Annotated in this window: 14 protein-coding genes and 3 pseudogenes; 16 read left to right on the forward strand and 1 reads right to left on the reverse strand. The window is 65.6% G+C overall.

Translation table 11 applies throughout. The annotated features are described in order from the left end of the window. The 13 genes and pseudogenes from odhB to ACGLHR_RS45030 form a co-directional block, all read left to right on the forward strand. A partial coding sequence (gene odhB / locus ACGLHR_RS44970; RefSeq protein ID WP_400102301.1) for a 2-oxoglutarate dehydrogenase complex dihydrolipoyllysine-residue succinyltransferase occupies positions 1-939 on the forward strand: 939 nt, incomplete at its 5' end. A 142-nt stretch (positions 940-1,081) separates the two neighbouring features. Then, the gene (lpdA, locus tag ACGLHR_RS44975; protein WP_400102302.1) at positions 1,082-2,518 is read left to right on the forward strand and encodes a dihydrolipoyl dehydrogenase; all 1,437 of its coding nucleotides are present in this window, start codon (positions 1,082-1,084) and stop codon (positions 2,516-2,518) included. 156 nt (positions 2,519-2,674) lie between these two features. Next, entirely contained in the window at positions 2,675-3,772 is a 1,098-nt protein-coding gene (gene zapE, locus ACGLHR_RS44980) for a cell division protein ZapE (RefSeq protein ID WP_400102303.1), read from the forward strand. Between the two features lie 108 nt (positions 3,773-3,880). Beyond that, positions 3,881-6,439, forward strand: a complete 2,559-nt coding sequence (locus ACGLHR_RS44985; RefSeq protein WP_400102304.1) for a heavy metal translocating P-type ATPase — start codon at positions 3,881-3,883, stop codon at positions 6,437-6,439. A gap of 4 nt (positions 6,440-6,443) precedes the next feature. Next, positions 6,444-6,590 (forward strand): cbb3-type cytochrome oxidase assembly protein CcoS, encoded by a 147-nt coding sequence (gene ccoS / locus ACGLHR_RS44990; RefSeq protein WP_267603577.1) that lies wholly within the window; start codon positions 6,444-6,446, stop codon positions 6,588-6,590. A gap of 1,036 nt (positions 6,591-7,626) precedes the next feature. Beyond that, positions 7,627-7,753 (forward strand): annotated as a pseudogene (locus ACGLHR_RS44995) (helix-turn-helix domain-containing protein); the annotation flags it as partial. A gap of 140 nt (positions 7,754-7,893) precedes the next feature. Further along, positions 7,894-9,342, forward strand: a complete 1,449-nt coding sequence (gene ccoN / locus ACGLHR_RS45000) for a cytochrome-c oxidase, cbb3-type subunit I (protein WP_400102305.1) — start codon at positions 7,894-7,896, stop codon at positions 9,340-9,342. Positions 9,343-9,361: 19 nt separating this feature from the next. After that, a complete protein-coding gene (ccoO, locus tag ACGLHR_RS45005) occupies positions 9,362-10,039 on the forward strand; it encodes a cytochrome-c oxidase, cbb3-type subunit II (protein ID WP_400102306.1) in 678 nt (225 codons plus the stop codon). A gap of 3 nt (positions 10,040-10,042) precedes the next feature. After that, positions 10,043-10,177, forward strand: a pseudogene (locus tag ACGLHR_RS45010) (cbb3-type cytochrome oxidase subunit 3); the annotation flags it as partial. 84 nt (positions 10,178-10,261) lie between these two features. Continuing rightward, positions 10,262-11,191, forward strand: a complete 930-nt coding sequence (gene ccoP / locus ACGLHR_RS45015; RefSeq protein ID WP_400102307.1) for a cytochrome-c oxidase, cbb3-type subunit III — start codon at positions 10,262-10,264, stop codon at positions 11,189-11,191. 55 nt (positions 11,192-11,246) lie between these two features. After that, the gene (gene ccoG, locus ACGLHR_RS45020) at positions 11,247-12,746 is read left to right on the forward strand and encodes a cytochrome c oxidase accessory protein CcoG (protein ID WP_400102308.1); all 1,500 of its coding nucleotides are present in this window, start codon (positions 11,247-11,249) and stop codon (positions 12,744-12,746) included. Between the two features lie 68 nt (positions 12,747-12,814). Further along, positions 12,815-13,033 (forward strand): hypothetical protein, encoded by a 219-nt coding sequence (locus tag ACGLHR_RS45025; protein ID WP_400102309.1) that lies wholly within the window; start codon positions 12,815-12,817, stop codon positions 13,031-13,033. A gap of 2 nt (positions 13,034-13,035) precedes the next feature. Next, positions 13,036-13,281, forward strand: a complete 246-nt coding sequence (locus tag ACGLHR_RS45030; RefSeq protein ID WP_043421572.1) for a hypothetical protein — start codon at positions 13,036-13,038, stop codon at positions 13,279-13,281. Positions 13,282-13,367: 86 nt separating this feature from the next. On the opposite strand, the gene fnr is transcribed toward ACGLHR_RS45030, so the two are convergent. Then, positions 13,368-14,093: a fumarate/nitrate reduction transcriptional regulator Fnr gene (gene fnr, locus ACGLHR_RS45035; protein ID WP_318236672.1), complete on the reverse strand. Its 726-nt coding sequence runs from the start codon at positions 14,091-14,093 to the stop codon at positions 13,368-13,370. A gap of 301 nt (positions 14,094-14,394) precedes the next feature. Between fnr and ACGLHR_RS45040 the strand changes: the two genes are divergently transcribed. The 3 genes and pseudogenes from ACGLHR_RS45040 to ACGLHR_RS45050 all read left to right on the forward strand — a co-directional run. Next, positions 14,395-15,159 carry a sulfite exporter TauE/SafE family protein gene (locus ACGLHR_RS45040; protein ID WP_400102310.1) on the forward strand — a complete coding sequence of 255 codons (765 nt, stop codon included), beginning with the start codon at positions 14,395-14,397 and terminating at the stop codon, positions 15,157-15,159. Between the two features lie 590 nt (positions 15,160-15,749). Then, positions 15,750-16,838, forward strand: coding sequence for an SMC-Scp complex subunit ScpB (scpB, locus tag ACGLHR_RS45045; RefSeq protein ID WP_400102311.1), 1,089 nt, complete (start codon positions 15,750-15,752; stop codon positions 16,836-16,838). A gap of 5 nt (positions 16,839-16,843) precedes the next feature. Continuing rightward, positions 16,844-17,042: pseudogene (locus tag ACGLHR_RS45050) on the forward strand (23S rRNA pseudouridylate synthase B); the annotation flags it as partial.

Here is a 17,042-nt window from a genome sequence, read left to right on the forward strand (position 1 = left end):
CCGGCAGCAGCCGGCGCCGTGGCCATGCCTTCGGCCGCCAAGCTGATGGCCGAAGGCGGCCTGTCCGCCGGCCAGGTTGCTGGCACGGGCAAGGATGGCCGCATCACCAAGGGCGACGTGCTGGCCGCGACCGCTGCTCCCGCTCCCGCACCGGCCGCCAAGGCAGCTCCGGCTCCGGCCGCCGCCAAGCCGGCGCTGCAGCAGGTTTCCGCCCCGGTGGATTTCGCCGCCCTGGGCGACCGCCCGGAAGAACGCGTGCCGATGAGCCGCCTGCGCGCCCGTATCGCCGAGCGCCTGCTGCAATCGCAAAGCACCAACGCCATCCTCACCACCTTCAATGAAGTGAACATGAAGCCGGTGATGGACCTGCGCAGCAAGTACAAGGACCGCTTCGAGAAGGAACACGGCGTGAAGCTGGGCTTCATGTCCTTCTTCGTCAAGGCCGCGGTCCACGCGTTGAAGAAGTTCCCGCTGATCAACGCTTCGATCGACGGCAACGACATCGTTTACCACGGCTACTTCGACATCGGTATCGCGGTGGGCTCGCCGCGTGGCCTGGTGGTGCCTATCCTGCGCAACGCCGACCAGATGAGCCTGGCCGAGATCGAGAAGAAGATCGCTGAGTTCGGCGCCAAGGCCCGCGACGGCAAGCTGTCGCTGGAAGAGCTGACCGGCGGTACGTTCTCGATCTCCAACGGCGGCACCTTCGGCTCGATGCTGTCGACCCCGATCATCAACCCGCCGCAATCCGCGATCCTGGGCGTGCACGCCACCAAGGACCGCCCGGTGGTGGAAGACGGCCAGATCGTGATCCGTCCGATGAACTACCTCGCCATGTCCTACGACCACCGCATCATCGACGGCCGCGAAGCCGTCCTGGGCCTGGTTGCCATGAAGGACGCGCTGGAAGATCCGGCACGCCTGCTGCTGGACCTGTAATCATCTGCAAAGCCTGAGGTCTTGCCCGCGTTTTCCCGCCATGCCCGTCAACGGGCGCGGCGCGCTCGGGCATGACGGACCGAAGAGTTGAAAGCGGCCTGGCGGGCGACGTTGCCCCGCCGTGGCTGCAAAAGGAATCTCCATGAGTAAACAATTCGACGTGCTGGTGATCGGTGCCGGCCCCGGCGGCTACATCGCCGCCATCCGTGCCGGCCAGCTCGGCCTGAACGTGGCCTGCTGCGAAGGCAATGCCTACGACGATCCCAAGGACGAACCGCGCCTGGGCGGCACCTGCCTGAACGTGGGTTGCATCCCCTCCAAGGCAATGCTGGCCTCCTCGGAAGAGTTCGAGAACGTGCAGCATCACATCGCTGACCACGGCATCACCGTTGGCGACGTCAAGGTCGACGTGGCCAAGATGCTCAAGCGCAAGGACGATATCGTCGGCAAGATGACCAAGGGCATCGAGTTCCTGTTCCGCAAGAACAAGGTCACGCTGCTCAAGGGCTACGGCAAGTTCGTCGGCAAGACCGCCGAGGGCTTCCAGGTCGAAGTCGCCGGCAAGGCCGGCACCGAAGTCGTGACGGCCAAGCAGGTCATCATCGCCACCGGCTCCAAGGCGCGTCACCTGCAGGGCGTTCCCGTCGATAACGTGCTGGTCAGCGATAACGAAGGCGCGCTCAAGTTCGCCAGCGTGCCGAAGAAGCTGGGCGTGATCGGCGCCGGCGTGATCGGCCTCGAGCTGGGCTCCGTGTGGCGCCGCCTGGGCGCCGAAGTGACCGTGCTGGAAGCGCTGCCCGCGTTCCTGGGCGCCGCCGACGAAGGCGTGGCCAAGGAAGCGCAGAAGCTGCTGACCAAGCAAGGCCTGAAGTTCAGCCTGGGCGTGACGGTCAACGAAGTCAAGACCGGCAAGGACAACGTCACCGTCAGCTACACCGACAAGGACGGCGCTGCCCAGACCCTGGAAGTGGATCGCCTGATCGTGTCGGTTGGCCGCGTGCCCAACACCGACAACCTCGGCCTCGACGCCATCGGCATGGCTGCCGACCAGCGCGGCTTTATTGAGGTGGACGATCACTGCGCCACCAAGGTGCCGGGCCTGTGGGCCATCGGCGACGTGGTGCGTGGCCCGATGCTGGCCCACAAGGCCGAGGACGAAGGCGTGGCCGTTGCCGAGCGCATCGCCGGCCAGAAGCCGCACATCGACTACAACTGCATTCCGTGGGTGATCTACACCTTCCCGGAAATCGCATGGGTGGGCAAGACCGAGCAGCAGCTCAAGGCCGAAGGCCGCGAGTACAAGTCCGGCCAGTTCCCGTTCATGGCCAACGGCCGCGCGCTGGGCATGGGGCATTCGGACGGCTTCGTCAAGATGCTGGCCGATGCCAAGACCGATGAGATCCTGGGCGTGCACGTGGTTGCTGCGAATGCGTCCGACCTGATCGCCGAAGCCGTGGTGGCGATGGAGTTCAAGGCCGCCAGCGAAGACATCGGCCGCACCTGCCATCCGCATCCGTCGATGTCGGAAGTCATGCGCGAAGCCGCACTCGCTGTCGACAAGCGCCAGCTCAATATGTAAGGTTTCAAGGCTTAAGCCTTCGTATTGTTGAGTACCGGCGCGCCGCCACAGCGGCGCGCCGTTTTCGCTTTCGGGGCGGCAGGGGAGTTTGCCCTGTCACGCGCCCCGATCCTCATTCAAGCCGGCGCCTCCCGGCATCCAGGGCAAGCAGTCAGCATGAACGTCCGTGAGTACTACGAGCAGGAACTGAAGCAACGCGGCTACACCACCGACCCCGCGCAGTTGCGCGCCGTCGAGCGCCTGCAGCAATGCTATGACGAGTGGGTGGCCTACAAGAGCCGGCGCAACAGCACGCTGAAAAAACTGCTGGTGCACCCGGACGTGCCCAAGGGCGTGTACCTGTGGGGCGGGGTAGGGCGCGGCAAGTCCTTCCTGATGGACAGCTTCTATACCTGCGTGCCGGTGGTGCGCAAGACGCGGCTGCACTTTCACGAGTTCATGCGCGAGGTGCATCGCCAGCTTGAAGAGCTGCGCGGGCGCCCGGATCCACTGGACGAACTGGCCAAGCGCATTGCGCGGCGGTTTCGCCTGATCTGCTTCGATGAGTTCCACGTCAGCGACGTGGCCGATGCGATGATCCTGCACCGCCTGTTGCAGCAGATGTTCGAGAACGGCGTGCAGTTCGTGATGACCTCCAACTACCGGCCGGACCTGCTGTACCCGGACGGCCTGCACCGGGACCGCGTGCTGCCGGCAATCGCGCTGCTACAGCAAAAGCTCGACGTGCTCAATGTGGACGCCGGCATCGACTACCGCAAGCGCGCGCTGGAGCAGGTGGATGCCTATCACACGCCGCTGGGGCCCGAGGCCAGCTCGGCCCTGCGTCACGCCTTTACCAGCATTGCCGGTGTGGCCGACGAATCTCCCATCCTGCATATCGAGCACCGTGAACTGCGTGCGCTGCGCAAGGCGGGCGGGGTGGTCTGGTTCGATTTCAATACGCTGTGCGGCGGCCCGCGATCGCAGAACGACTACCTCGAGCTCGCCACCGAGTTCCACACGGTGATCCTCTCCGACGTGCCCAAGATGACGCCCCGCATGTCGTCCGAGGCCCGCCGCTTCACCTGGCTGATCGACGTGTTCTACGACCACAAGGTCAAGCTGCTGATCTCGGCGCAAGTGCCGGCGGACGAACTTTACACCGAAGGCCAGATGGCCAACGAGTTCAGCCGCACGGTGTCGCGCATCATCGAGATGCAGTCGCGCGAATACCTGGAAGCGCCACGCCGCACGGTCGACACCTCGCTGACCTGAAGCCCTGCGCAAGCGGCGCGCCATGCGCCGCCCAGCCTCCCGCTTGATCTGTATCAAGGCAGCTTGCCACCGGGACTCTTACCATGCAGTTGGTAAAAAAGAGTCCCGATGCCGACTTCCCCAGCCCCAGCCTATCCTGCCCGTTCCTTGCCCAATCTGCCGCTTGCACGCGCAGGCGGCGCGCCCGCGGCCGCCGGGCGCGTGGGCTGCTTCCACTGCGGACAGCCGCTCGCGTCCGGCGAGCCGTCCTTGCACGCCAGCATCAACGGCGAGGAACAGGCTTTTTGCTGCGGTGGCTGCCAGGCCCTGGCGCAGACCCTGCACGCAGCCGGGTTCGGCCATCTCTATGGCGACCAGGCCCGCTTTGCCCGGCCGATCGACGACGCGGCGCGGCGCGAGGCCGAGCCCGTCTGGGCCGCCTATGACACCGAGGAATTGCGGGCCCAGTTCGTGCGCCCGCTGGACGAACGCCGGGCCGAGATCACCCTGGCGCCGGAGAATATTCGCTGCGCCGCCTGCGCCTGGCTGATCGAGCAGCACCTGGGCAGCCTGCCCGGTGTGGAATCGGTGATCGCCAATGTGGCGACGCGCCGCGTGGTGGTGCGTTGGCGCGCGGCAGAACGGCCGGTCTCCGCCTTGCTCGCCGCGCTGGCTGGCATCGGCTACCTGGCGTGGCCGTTCGAGGTCTCGCGCTCGGACCGGCAGGACCGCCATGCGCGCCGTGGCTTGCTGATGCGCATGGCGGTGGCCATGCTCGGCATGATGCAGGTGATGATGTACGCATGGCCCATCTACACCCATGAAGCCGCCATCGATCCCGGCCAGTTGCAACTGATGCGCTGGGCCAGCCTGGTGCTGACCTTGCCCGTGGTGTTGTACTCGGCTTCGCCGATCTTCGCCGGTGCGTGGCGCGGCCTCAGGCAGCGCCACCTGGGCATGGACGTGCCGGTGGCGCTGGGCGTGGGCGCAGGCTTTATCGCCAGCACCGTGGCGACGCTGCGCGGCACCGGCGAGGTGTACTTTGATTCCGTCACCATGTTCGTGGCGTTCCTGCTGCTGGCACGCTACCTGGAGCTGCGCGTGCGCCAGGCATCGCGCAGTGGCGCCGAGATGCTGGCGCGGCAGTTGCCCGCCACCTGCGAGCGTCTGCGGGCCGAGGGCGGCGTGGGCGAGCGGGTGCCGGTGGCGCGCCTGCGCCCCGGCGACCTGATCCGCGTGAAGGCGGGCGAGGTAGTGCCCGCCGATGCCACGGTGATCGCTGGCGCGAGTGAGCTCGATGAGTCCATGCTGACCGGCGAGAGCCGGCCGGTGCCGCGCGGCACCGGCGACGCTGTGCTGGCAGGTTGCTTCAATACCACGAGTCCGCTCGAGCTGCGCGTGACCAAGGTAGGGGCGGGCACCCGGCTGGCGGAGATCGTCGCCGTGCTGGACCGTGCGCTGGCGGAGAAGCCGCGCCTGGCCACGGTGGCCGACCGCGTGGCGGGCTGGTTCGTCGCCATCCTGCTGGTGCTGGCGGCCGTGACCGGCGCAGTCTGGTGGACATGGATCGATCCCGCGCGTGCGTTGCTGGTGACGGTGGCCGTGCTGGTGGTGAGCTGCCCGTGCGCGCTTTCGCTGGCCACGCCAGCAGCGCTGGCCGCGGCCGGGGCCGCGCTGTCGCGCCGTGGCTTGCTGCTGACGCGCGGCCACGCGCTGGAGACCCTGGCCAGCGTCACGGACGTGATGCTCGACAAGACCGGCACGCTTACGCAAGGGCGTTTCGCGCTGGTGCGCACGCAGCCCTTGGGCGATGCCGATGCCGCAGCCAGCCTGCGGCTGGCTGCGGCCATGGAACGCTCCGGCGAGCACCCGATCGCGCGGGGCATCGTGGAGGCTGCGCAGGCGCAAGGCCTTGCGCACGAGACGCTTGCCATCGACGCCATGCGCAATGTGCCAGGGCAGGGCCTCGAAGCCGAAGTGGATGGGCGGCGTTACCGCCTTGGCCGTCGCGAGTTCGTCGACGCGCTGTGCGAGCACGGCAACGCCGGCGGCCCAAATGCCGAGCTTGCCGGCAGCGAGCGCCGCGGCGCCACGCTGGTGTGGCTGGGCAGTGCTGCCGGCGCGCTGGCGGTGTTCGCGCTGGCCGATGTCGCGCGCGAGCAATCCGCGCGCTTGCTCAGCGAGCTGCGCGCGCTTGGCGTGCGCTGCCATCTCGTGTCGGGCGATACGCCGGCCACGGTCGGCTGGTGGGCCGATCATTTCCAGATCTCGCGCCGCGAGGGCGGCGTCACGCCTGAAGGCAAGCGCGAGTACGTGGCGCACCTGCAGCGCGGCGGCGCCGTGGTGCTGGCGGTGGGCGACGGCATCAACGATGCGCCGGTGCTGGCACAGGCGCAAGTCTCAATCGCCATCGGCAGCGGCGCGCCGCTGGCGCAGGCGGGCGCCGACGCCGTGCTGGCCCATGGCCGCGTGGCGGAGATCGCGAACGCGCTGAAGATGGCCCGCCGCACGCGTCGCGTGGTGCGCCAGAACCTGGCCTGGGCCTTTGCCTACAACGTGATCGCCATCCCGCTGGCGGCAACCGGCTATGTCACCGCCTGGATGGCGGGCATCGGCATGTCCGTGTCGTCGCTGCTGGTGGTGGCCAATGCCTGGCGCCTGCTGCGCGCCGGCAAGCTCGGAGACTGACGCCATGGACATGCTCTACCTGCTGGTGCCGATGAGCCTGGTGCTGGTTGCCGTGATTGCGGGCGCGCTTTGGTGGGCGCTGCATGCGGGACAGTATGATGATCTTGATAGGCCGGGGGAGGCGATTCTTCTTGATAACGATAGGCCGTGAATTATAGGCCGTGAATTGGGGTTGGTTGAATGGGGGGCAAGCGACACCCCTGCGTCAGCGGGGCTAGAAGCCTGGAAATGTCTCCATTCGCGTAAACGGCCAACCCCGCCTAGCCGCGCCAGCAGCTTGTATCCCGTTCCGCTGATTCGTTCGCAAAGTCTGTTGAGATTGGAGCGGGAATTGTAGGTTGGGGGGAAGTGGGCGATGTGTATTGCTTGTGGCTCGCTGACGCGGGAGTGTCTCTTGTGGGCGGGGTTTTCATGCTTCTAGCTGCTGTCGCGGCTGTGCGGTGTTGGCCGTTTTGGAACGTGTGAGATGTCACTTTTCTTTACTCGCCTCGCCCTCGTAAAGAAAGTAACCAAAAGAAAGCGATCCCTGCAGGAGGCTGGCTTGTCGGGGTTGCGTAGCCCGGTGGTCTCGTCGTCAGGCCCCGGGTTCTAATGGCCTCATGCCGTTACCGGTTTAAATGGCCACGATCCTGCGGATGACACCGGTTTCGTGGTGAGGCTGCTCGGTAGCGGCATCCCTGCTCATCCACACATCTGCCGGCACCGGTGCGAAGCGCCACGATATATCACGCCGTGATGGTTTCGTGGTGGGGTGGACGCGGTGGTGAATGCCTCGGCATTGTTTTTTCGGTGCCACCGCGCCCACGACGGAAACGGGACGCCTGCAACTTCGTGGCCGCCAGCGCCGCGAGCGACAGACGGCTTGAAGTTCGTGGTGGTTGCTACCGGTGGGGGCCACCACGAATCCCTGGGCATTGGCAGCGTCGTGGTGCCCTGAACCGGTAACGGCACGAGTCCGTTAGAATCCGGGGCCGTACGACGAAACCATTGGGGTTCCCAATGTCGCCATGCCAGCCTCCTGCAAGGATCGCTTTCTTTTGGTTACTTTTCTTTACGAGTAAAGAAAAGTGACATCTCACACGTTCTAAAACGGCAACACCGCACAGCCGCGCCAGCAGCTAGAAGCATCAAAACCCCGCCCTAGAGAGACACCCCCGCGTGAAGACGAGCGGTCCCAACTTGCCTCGATGGCGCGTTCGCGGAGTTTCCCGGCGTCGCTGGTTGCACGGGCACGCATCGCTTTTGGTTTCTGCAGCGGGCGAGCCAAATAGTGAGATAGCCAAGCGACTGCAGGTTACGCGTGCCACGGTGGGCATCAGAACCCAACCCGAAACGCCTCCTACGCCTCCAGGTTCCCCCCATTCCCATACCGCTTGATACAGATCAAGACGCCCATCCCCCTCTTTTCCTACAGTCACAACATCAATTCATGTTTATCCAATCTGGGGGTCTGAATGGCTGTCACCGCCGCGTATTCTCGCGCCGACACCTTCAATTACGGCGTCGTGCGGCAGTTTGCCGTCATGACGGTAGTCTGGGGGATTGTCGGTATGGCCGTAGGCGTTCTGCTCGCGGCACAGTTGATCTGGCCGGAGCTTAATTTCGACACGCCGTGGTTGTCCTTCGGACGCCTGCGCCCGCTGCACACCAATGCGGTCATCTTCGCCTTCGGCGGCAGCGCGTTGTTCGCCACCTCCTACTACATCGTGCAGCGCACCTGCCAGGCGCGGCTGTTCTGTGGCCCGCTGGCGGCATTCACGTTCTGGGGCTGGCAACTGGTGATCGTGGCCGCGGTTATCACGCTGCCGCTGGGCATCACCAGCTCGAAGGAATATGCCGAGCTCGAATGGCCGATCGACATCCTGATCACGCTGGTGTGGGTGGCCTACGCCATCGTGTTCTTCGGCACCATCATGAAGCGCAAGACCCGGCACATCTACGTGGCCAACTGGTTCTTCGGCGCCTACATCCTGACCATCGCCATCCTGCATATCGTCAACAACGCCGAGATGCCGGTGGGCATGTGGAAGTCCTACTCGGCCTATGCCGGCGTGCAGGACGCCATGGTGCAGTGGTGGTACGGCCATAACGCGGTGGGCTTCTTCCTGACCACCAGCTTCCTGGGCATGATGTATTACTTCATCCCCAAGCAGGCCGGCCGCCCGATCTATTCCTACCGCCTGTCGATCGTTCACTTCTGGGCGCTCAACTTCACCTATATGTGGGCCGGTCCCCACCACCTGCAGTTCACGTCGCTGCCGGACTGGGCGCAATCGCTCGGCATGGTGTTCTCGCTGATCCTGCTCGCGCCTTCGTGGGGCGGCATGATCAACGGCATCATGACCTTGTCGGGTGCCTGGCACAAGCTGCGCACCGATCCCATCCTCAAGTTCCTGGTGGTGGCGCTGTCCTTCTACGGTATGGCGACCTTCGAGGGCTCGATGATGTCGATCAAGACCGTCAACGCGCTGTCGCACTACACGGACTGGACCATCGGCCACGTGCACTCCGGCGCGCTGGGCTGGGTCGCGATGATCTCCATCGGCTCGCTCTACTACCTGATCCCGCGGCTCTTTGGCCAGAAGGAGATGTACAGCGTGCGCCTGATCGAGCTGCACTTCTGGATCGCCACCATCGGCGTGGTGCTGTACATCGCCTCGATGTGGATCGCCGGCGTGATGGAAGGCCTGATGTGGCGCGCCACGCAGCCCGACGGCACCCTGACCTACGCTTTCGTGGAAGCGGTCAAGGCCAAGTATCCCTTCTACCTGATCCGCTTGCTGGGTGGCCTGTGTTTCCTCTCGGGCATGCTGCTGATGGCCTACAACGTGGCCCGGACCATCATCGGCAAGCCCGCGGTGGACGCACTGATCCCGGCCAGCGTTGCCGCCTCCGCCCATTGATCATTCCAGGATAGAAACGATGTCCGAAAAACGAAGCTTCTTTACGCACGAGACCCTGGAGAAGAACATCGGCTGGCTGATCCTGTGCACCATCCTGGTGGTCAGCATCGCCGGGCTCGTCCAGATCGTGCCGCTGTTCTTCCAGCACTCCACCACCGAGCCCGACGCGGGGATCAAGCCGTACTCCGCGCTGCGCCTGATGGGCCGCGATATCTATATCCGCGAGGGCTGCGTGGGCTGCCATTCGCAGCAGGTGCGCACGCTGCAGGGCGATGTCGAGCGCTATGGCCACTACTCCACGGCTGGCGAGTCGGTCTACGACCATCCCTTCCTGTGGGGCTCCAAGCGTACCGGTCCCGACCTGGCGCGCGTGGGCGGGCGCTACTCCGACGACTGGCAGCGCATCCACTTGCGCAACCCGCGCGACGTGGTGCCCGAATCGGTGATGCCGTCCTACCCGTGGCTCGAGAAAGCCCCGCTGCAGGCCAACGATGTCCGCGACCGCATGCGTGCGCTGCGCCGCCTCGGCGTGCCGTACACCGACGCCGAGATCGAGCAGGCGCCCGCCACGCTGGCCGGCAAGACCGAGGAAGACGCGATGGTCGCCTACCTGCAGGAGCTTGGCATCGCCAAGCGCAATGTGCGCGTGGATACCGCGGCCGCGGCGCAGCCCGCGGCCACGCAGGCCAAGGAGTAAGCCATGGCAATGATCACCGCGCTTTCCACCGTGGTCTCGATGGCTGCCTTCATCGCCATCTGCTGGTGGGCCTGGTCGTCCGGGCGCAAGGCCGCCAACCAGGAGTCGGCCATGCTGCCGTTCGCCTTGCCCGCCGAGCCGCTGGACGAGAACGTCGATGCCGGCTACCGCATCGCGCGCCATGCCGGCGGCGCAAACAACACCAAGCAGGAATACTGAGTCATGAGCGACTTCTTCACGGATTTCTGGAGCTACTACATTGCCGCCATCGCGCTGGTCGGCATCGTCTGGTGCGTGTGGCTGCTGTTCTCCCAACGCAAGGTCACCAAGGTCGCTGGCGCCGCCGAAGACACCGGCCACGTGTGGGACGGCGACCTGCGCGAGCTGAACAACCCGCTGCCGCGCTGGTGGATGTGGATGTTCCTGCTGGCGTGCATCTTTGGCCTGGGCTACCTGGTGCTGTACCCCGGCCTGGGTTCCTACGCCGGCGTGCTCAAGACCTCCAGTCGGGTCGAGTTGGAGGCGCATCGCCAGGCGGCCGAGCAACTGCAGCGGGAGGTCTATGGCAAGTACATGCACATGGACGTCAAGCAGGTGGCGGCCGACCCGGCGGCGCGCGAGATCGGGCAACGCCTGTTTCTCAACTACTGCGCGCAATGCCACGGCTCCGATGCGCGCGGCAGCCGCGGCTTTCCCAACCTGACCGATAACGACTGGCTGTACGGCGGGGATCCCGAGACCATCGCGCAGACCATTACCAAGGGCCGCAATGGCGTGATGCCGTCGTTCGCCTCGACCATCGACGGCAAGCTCGCCGGCGACGTGGCGCAATACGCGCGTTCGCTCTCCGGCCTGGCTTACGACCCGATCCGCGCCTCGCGCGGCGAGAGCACGTTCAAGTCCACCTGCGCGGCCTGCCACGGTTCCACCGGCAAGGGCAACCAGGCGCTTGGCGCGCCCAACCTGTCGGACCGCGTGTGGCTGTACGGCAGTTCGGAGGCCAGCATCGTCGACGCGATCCTGAAGGGCCATAACAACCATATGCCGGCGCACGAAGAAATCCTCACGCCGGAGCGTATCCGCATGTTGACCGCCTATGTCTGGGGCCTGTCCAACACCGGGAGCGGCGCAGGCGAGGGGAGCAGGCAATGAGCCACCACGCTTGTGCTTGTCGGCCGGGCCCGCACCGCGGCGGGGGTGATCGCCGATGAACGCCCCCGGACCGGAGCCGCTTGGATCAAACGGGCCCGCATGGGCGCCGCATCGAGAGCCCGCAGCCGCGACGGCGGATGAGCAGACTTCGGATGAGACCCTGTATGAAGTCCGCCGCAAGATCTATCCGCGCTCGGTGTCGGGCGCGTTCTCGAGCTGGCGGGTCTGGATGGTGGTCCTGACCCAGCTGTTCTTCTATGGCATGCCCTGGCTGCAGTGGAACGGCCGCCAGGCCATGCTGTTCGATCTCGGCGCGCGCAAGTTCTATATCTTTGGCCTGGTGCTGTGGCCGCAGGACGTGATCTACCTTGCCGTGCTGCTGGTGATCTCCGCGCTCTCGCTGTTTCTCTTCACGGCGATCGCGGGGCGGCTGTTCTGCGGCTACGCGTGTCCGCAGACGGTGTACACCGAGATCTTCATGTGGATCGAGCGGCATGTGGAGGGCGACCGCTTTGCCCGCATCCGCCTGGACGGCGATCCGTGGAGCGCACGCAAGCTGCGCCTGAAGGCGACCAAGCACGCGCTCTGGATCGTGATCGCGCTGTGGACGGGCATTACCTTCGTCGGCTACTTCTCGCCCATCCGCGCGCTGGGCGGGCAGGTGCTGAGCCTCTCGCTGGGCCCGTGGCAAACGTTCTGGATGCTGTTCTATTCGTTCGCCACCTGGGGCAACGCCGGCTTCATGCGCGAGCAGGTCTGCAAGTACATGTGCCCGTATGCACGCTTCCAGAGCGTGATGGTCGATCGCGACACCTATGTGGTCACCTATGACGTGGGCCGTGGCGAGCCGCGCGGCAGCCGCTCGCGCAAGGCGGACCACAAGGCAGCGGGGCTGGGCGCGTGCGTGAATTGCAGCATCTGCGTGCAGGTCTGTCCCACCGGCATCGATATCCGCGATGGCCTGCAGTACGACTGCATTGGCTGCGGCGCCTGCATCGACGCCTGCAACCAGGTCATGGACAAGATGGCGTACCCGCGCGGGCTGATCCGTTATACATCCGAGAACGCCATGCGCGGCGCGCTCTCCGAGACCGTGGCGCGCAAGCGCCTGGTGCGGCCGCGCACGGTGATCTACTCGGTGATCTGGCTGGCGCTGGTCGTCGGCTTCATGGCCTCGCTGGCCATGCGCACGCCGCTCAAGGTCGACATCATCCGCGACCGCGGCGCGCTGGGGCGGGAAGTGGAAGGGCGCTGGATCGAGAACGTGTACCGGCTGCAACTGATCAACACGACCGAGGCGCCGATGCGCGTCGCCGTCAGCGCGGGCAGCAATGCGCTGAAGGGCTTGGCCGTGGAGTATGACCACGCTGCCGGCAACCTGGAGCCCACGTCCAATCGCTTGGTTCCCATCCGGGTGCGCGTGCCGATCGAGTCAGCGGAGCAGGGCACGCACAGGATCGAGGTCACGGTGACCGCGGTGCCCGATGAGGGCACGGGGAGCCATGGCGCAGAGATTCGACAGAGCACCAGCTTTATCGTGCCGCGCAATCTATGAGGCGGCACGGCACGCTGGATGCACCGATCCATACGCAACATGCGCGATCTAGATCTACAGGAGGCCAGATGACGCAGCAAAGCAATCCCTGGTGGAAGGAGCCATGGCCGTGGCTGCTGATGAGCGGGCCATTGGTGGCAATGGTGGCTTGCGGGGTCACGATCTGGCTGGCCATGACCCATCCGGACCCGCCCATTGTGGAAGGCGTGTCGCGGCACGGCCTGGTGGTCGAGAAGGCGGGCAGCGCGGCACGCCGGGCAACGCCGGTTGCGGCGCAAGCGAGGTGATCATGAGACTGCGCTGGCTGATGTGGGTGTTGTGGCCCGCCTTCCTGGTTGCCGGGCTGACGACCGCGCTGGTGTTCTCCATGGTCGATCCTGGCGACCTGCGCTTTTTCGGCCAGCCGGTCGAGGCATCGCGGGAGGCGGTCTACACCGTGGGATTCCTGATCGCGTGGGTGCTCTGCTCGCTGTCGAGCGGCTTGACGCTGTACACCATGCCCACGCGGCTGGCGGACACGGACGAGCTGGAATGAGTGCGATGCGCGCCTTGCCGGTTCAGGCCAGAAGGCGCGGCATCACGGCGGGCCGCCGCAGGCGAGGGCGGCTTGCGACGTGCACGTCAGCAGGACTTGTTGACGATCTGCTTGATCCCCACCATGTCGACCAGCTTGACGTGGCGCTGGCGGATCTGGATCAGGCCAGCTTCCGCAAAGCGCGAGAACAGGCGGCTGACGGTTTCGAGCTTGAGCCCGAGGTAGCTGCCGATTTCCTCGCGGCTCATGCGCAGCACGAACTCGGAGGCCGAATAGCCGCGCGCGGACAAGCGCTCGGACAGGTTGATCAGGAAAGCGGCAAGCCGCTCCTCGGCGCGCATCGAGCCGAGCGTGATCAACATGACCTGGTCCTGCGAGATCTCCTTGCTCATCAGGCGCATGAACTGATGCTGCAGGGAAGGCAGGACGTTGGACAACGTCTGGAGATCGCCGAAGCGCACCACGCAGACTTCGGTATCTTCCAGCGCGGTGGCGTCCGATGCGTGCTGCATCTCGCCGAGGCCGTCGAGGCCGACGACTTCGCCGGGCAGGTGGAAGCCCGTGATCTGCGAGCGGCCGTCTTCCATCGTCAGGTGGGTCTTGAGCGTGCCGAAGCGGATCGCGTAGACGGCGGTGAGAGGGTCGCCGAGGCGGTACAGGGTTTCGCCCTTGCGTACGCGCACCCGGTCCTGCACCAGCGTATCCATCTTTTCGAGGTCCTGCTGCGTCATGCCGACGGGCAGGCAGAGCTGGCCGAGCGAGCAGGTGGAGCAGCGGGGCGACATCTCGGTAATAGGAATGGAGGTGAGCAATTGAGGCCTGTCGGTTTAGCGCAGTCAATCAAGCGCGGTGTGGCAGGCGCATTGAGTTGAGAGCTTGACGTTGAGAGTCGTCGATGGGAAGCGCTATCCACATCGGCCCGGCGCGCGGGTCTGTCGGCGGTGCGCTATCTGTGCAGCGCGGCCTGCCGTGCCCGTCGTCATGTTGTTTTGCGAACGCGCGAACTGGCGCGGGCGCTGGGCTTCATGTTGATAGCGCCTCTTGAAGCTGCGGGGGCGCGTTGGGCGCATTTTACCGCGCCGGACGTTGCGATTGTGTGATTGGGAGGAGAAGTTGACCATAGGCGTGCTAATCAGCGTATTTACCCTGGCTTTGCTGGGCGGCGTGCATTGCGCCGCCATGTGCGGCGGGATCGCGCTGGCCGCGGAGCAGGGCGGCGTAGCGCGCGTGCCTGCCACGGTGCTCCGGCGTCCCGGCCATTGGTTGCTGGAACTGCTCGTCATGCATGCCGGGCGCCTCAGCATGTATGCGGTGCTGGGGGGCTTGCTTGGCGCCCTGGGGGCTGGCGTCTGGGGGGCGCAGTACCTGCCGCTGCAGCGCTGGCTGTTTGGGGTGGGCAGCGTGATGCTGGTGTTGTCGGGCCTGTGGATGTTGCGCGGGCGGACCATGGGTACTGGCTGGCTGGAGCGGCTTGCCGCCCGCGCCGCGGGCGGCTTGCTGCGCGGCCTTGGCGCCGTCGGCGCGTGCTTGCCGGCCGTGGCCCGGGCGCGGGGGCAGGGGCGGTTGCTGCGCCGCTACGGCATGGGGCTGGCCTGGGGGCTGGTCCCGTGCGGCATGGTGTACGGCGCACTTGCCATGGCGTTGCTGGCCGGCAATGCCCCGTCTGGAGCGCTGGTGATGGCCGTGTTTGGCCTGGGCACCCTGCCGAACCTGCTGGTCATCTCGGGCCTGTCCGGCTACCTCAGGCAGCTTTCGCGCCGCCCGGCGCTACGGGCCGGCGCCGGCCTCGCGGTGGTGGCCTTTGGCCTGGCCGGGGTGGCGCGCGCGCTGCTTTTGCCCCAGACGCTTGCCGCGCATGGATTCTGCCTGGTCTTCTGAAACGTTGTTCGTGGCGTATCTGTCACTTCCTCGATGAGGTAGCTGTGCGAATCGGTTGCAGGTTTGCCAGGGAATGTCATACAATCGCAAGAACAGCGATATCGCGCAGCGTATTTCATCGTGGCATCGTCAGGTAGCATCCGCTGCTCAGGGATGCATGCCAGGAACACCCGGGCAGGCAACAGCGCCAGGGACCGTTCCCCAACCGCCGTCCGGTTCAAAAGATTCGGTTCAAAAGACCAGCCACGGCAGGGCGGGGTGAAATAGGCCAGCAGGCCCGATATCCGTATTTTCTTGCACCCGGCGCGTTCGATGATAAACGCCGCGCCGGACAGGTCCGCCACATCAGGGGGAAGGCGCGACGCAAGGGCTCCGTCGACTGGCAGGTAAAGCCGGTGGCCGGGCGATCTCCTGCCGGTCAGGTCCGGCACCCGATGCAATAAAAGAAAGCGCACGGCTGGCATGCAACAAGCATGCGGTTGGCTGCGCGGCCAGATGGCGGTGGCAATCCCTACCGCTGAACCCGCAATCTCCAGTGCGCCCGGGATCAATCGGGGCGCAGGTGCAAAGACAGGCTGCACGCAATCAACATGAATACCCAAGAGGCGAAGATCGTCCTCGAGACCGCGCTGATCTGCGCGCAGGAACCCTTGCGCGTCAATGACTTGCGCCGGCTGTTTGCCGACGACGTCGGTGCCGACACCATTCGCGTGCTGCTCGAAGAGCTGCGCCGCGACTGGGAGCAACGCGGCGTGGAACTCGTGGCACTGGCCAGTGGCTGGCGTTTCCAGAGCCGCCCTGTCATGCGCGAATACCTGGACCGGCTGAATCCTGAAAAGCTGCCCAAGTACTCCCGCGCCGTGATGGAGACGCTGGCGATCATTGCCTACCGGCAACCGGTCACGCGAGGCGATATCGAGGAAATCCGCGGTGTCGCGGTCAGCACCGAGGTCGTTAAGAAGCTCGAGGACCGTAGCTGGATCGAGGTGATCGGCCACCGTGACGTGCCCGGGCGGCCCGCGCTTTATGCCACCACCAAGAATTTCCTTGATGACCTTGGCCTGCGTACGCTCGATGAATTGCCGCCGCTGGAAGACATCCAGGCCCAGGCGCAGGTCGCGCTGCTGAACCAGGAGCCAATCGATTTCGAGGCGCTGGGCACTGTGCCGGCGGATAGCGACGAAGAGGCATTCGCGGAACCTGGCGATGATCAGGCCGAGGCTGCCGCAGAGGCTGTGGCCGATGCCGGGGAGGGTGAATCGACCCATTCCGAAGTGGTTGCACCCGATGTTCTCGCGGCCGGTGCCGCGGATGGCATCGCCGATCTGGTGGATGCGTTTGAAAAGAAGGAAGCCTTGGTGCAAGCGGAAGCTGGGTTCCCACCCACGCCCGAGGCCGAGGCGGAAGTGCCGGCGACGCCGGAGCCAGACAGTGAGCCAGGGAACGAGCCAGGGAGCGAGCCGGTGTCCGCCGAGCCCACCGGCGCACGGCCTGGCGACACAGCCGACGAGCAAGCCGTCGCAGACGGTGAAACAAATGAGCAAACGGACACGCCCGCCAACGGTTACCACGTACAAGTGGACTCCGGCGAGCAGGCATCCGAAGTCCCGGGGGCGTCCAAGACGAATCCGGCGCACCCCAGCGAGCACGACGAGCACGACCAGCGCGTGTCCAACTGAACACCATGCAACATCCGAATGTGAATACCTTGTCCGATTCTGATCAAGACGTCCGCCAGGCGGATACGCCGGCCGGCGATGCCGGCAATGGCGCCGAAGGCGGCGCCGGCACCGATGGCGCGCCGCGCCGCAAGGGCCTGCGCCGTGGCTTGCGCAATCTGGTGGCCACGCGCCGCCAGGCCGCGCAGGACCGCGATGGCGGGC

Origin of the sequence: Cupriavidus sp. CuC1 (genome assembly GCF_044627735.1) — a bacterium.
Taxonomy (GTDB): Bacteria; Pseudomonadota; Gammaproteobacteria; order Burkholderiales; family Burkholderiaceae; genus Cupriavidus; species Cupriavidus ulmosensis.

Coding starts and splice junctions, on each gene's coding strand:
- lpdA (WP_400102302.1), top strand. CDS start 1,082: ATGAGTAAACAATTCGACGTGCTGGTGATCGGTGCCGGCCCCGGCGGC.
- zapE (WP_400102303.1), top strand. CDS start 2,675: ATGAACGTCCGTGAGTACTACGAGCAGGAACTGAAGCAACGCGGCTAC.
- ACGLHR_RS44985 (WP_400102304.1), top strand. CDS start 3,881: ATGCCGACTTCCCCAGCCCCAGCCTATCCTGCCCGTTCCTTGCCCAAT.
- ccoS (WP_267603577.1), top strand. CDS start 6,444: ATGGACATGCTCTACCTGCTGGTGCCGATGAGCCTGGTGCTGGTTGCC.
- ccoN (WP_400102305.1), top strand. CDS start 7,894: ATGGCTGTCACCGCCGCGTATTCTCGCGCCGACACCTTCAATTACGGC.
- ccoO (WP_400102306.1), top strand. CDS start 9,362: ATGTCCGAAAAACGAAGCTTCTTTACGCACGAGACCCTGGAGAAGAAC.
- ccoP (WP_400102307.1), top strand. CDS start 10,262: ATGAGCGACTTCTTCACGGATTTCTGGAGCTACTACATTGCCGCCATC.
- ccoG (WP_400102308.1), top strand. CDS start 11,247: ATGAACGCCCCCGGACCGGAGCCGCTTGGATCAAACGGGCCCGCATGG.
- ACGLHR_RS45025 (WP_400102309.1), top strand. CDS start 12,815: ATGACGCAGCAAAGCAATCCCTGGTGGAAGGAGCCATGGCCGTGGCTG.
- ACGLHR_RS45030 (WP_043421572.1), top strand. CDS start 13,036: ATGAGACTGCGCTGGCTGATGTGGGTGTTGTGGCCCGCCTTCCTGGTT.
- scpB (WP_400102311.1), top strand. CDS start 15,750: ATGAATACCCAAGAGGCGAAGATCGTCCTCGAGACCGCGCTGATCTGC.